The organism is Burkholderia cepacia, assembly GCF_001039005.1.
Taxonomy (GTDB): Bacteria; Pseudomonadota; Gammaproteobacteria; order Burkholderiales; family Burkholderiaceae; genus Burkholderia; species Burkholderia theae.
On the sequence record NZ_LDWR01000148.1, the window covers coordinates 1 to 1032 of the forward strand.

Sequence of the window (1032 nt, forward strand, 5' to 3'; positions counted from 1 at the left end):
GCAGGAAAGGCGTCGAGCGGCGCGAGGAGGGCGCTCGCGGTTGCGAGCGGAAGGAATCTTTTCATCGCATTACCTGTAAAGCGTCGTGAGCGGCCGGCCCGCGCGCGTGGCGCGAGCAGGCATGCCGTTATCCGAACGGAATCAGAACCACTGCTTGTAGCGGCGCACGTAGATCGTCTTGACGATCTGCGCGAGCAGGATGTAGCCGACCATCGTCGCGGCGAGCCACAGCCAGAAGGTGCCGGGCAGGTGCATGAAGCCGATTGCTTCCGCGAACGGCGAGAACGGCAGCCAGCAGCCGATCGCGATCGCGGTGAACGTGGACAGCAGCACCGGCAGCGACGCCGTGCTCTGCAGGAACGGGATCTTCTGGGTGCGCAGCAGGTGCACGACGAGCGTCTGCGAGACGAGGCTCTCGATGAACCAGCCGGAATTCATCACGATCTGGCCGCCCGTGCCGCCGTTCAGGTGATACATCGCGCCCGCGCCGAACACGGTCCACATCAGGATGTACGTCGTGATGTCGAACACCGACGACGTGGGCCCGACCCACAGCATGAAGCGGCTGATGTTGCCGGCTTCCCACTTGCGCGGCTTCTTCAGGAACTCGGGATCCATCTTGTCCCACGGCAGCAGCATCTGCGACGTGTCGTAGATCAGGTTCAGCACGAGCAGTTGCGTCGCGAGCATCGGCTCCCACGGCAGGAAGGCGCTGGCGACGAGCACCGAGAACACGTTGCCGAAGTTCGAGCTCGCGGTCATGTTCAGGTACTTCAGGATGTTGCCGAACGTCTCGCGGCCCTTGATCACGCCTTCCTCGAGCACCATCAGGCTCTTCTCGAGCAGGATGATGTCGGCGGTTTCCTTCGCGATGTCGGCGCCGCTGTCGACCGAGATGCCGACGTCGGCATCGCGCAGTGCGGGCGCATCGTTGATGCCGTCGCCGAGGAAGCCGACCGTGTGGCCGTTCGCCTGCAGCGCCTTGACGATGCGGGCCTTCTGCAGCGGCGTGAGCTTCGCGAACACCGTCGT

At 64.1% G+C, this 1032-nt stretch carries 1 protein-coding gene; it reads right to left on the reverse strand.

Annotated elements, in window-relative coordinates:
• Nucleotides 1–141 precede the first annotated feature (141 nt).
• Nucleotides 142–1032: HAD-IC family P-type ATPase (locus VL15_RS38810; protein WP_048252184.1), on the reverse strand; the 891-nt coding region annotated here is incomplete at its 5' end.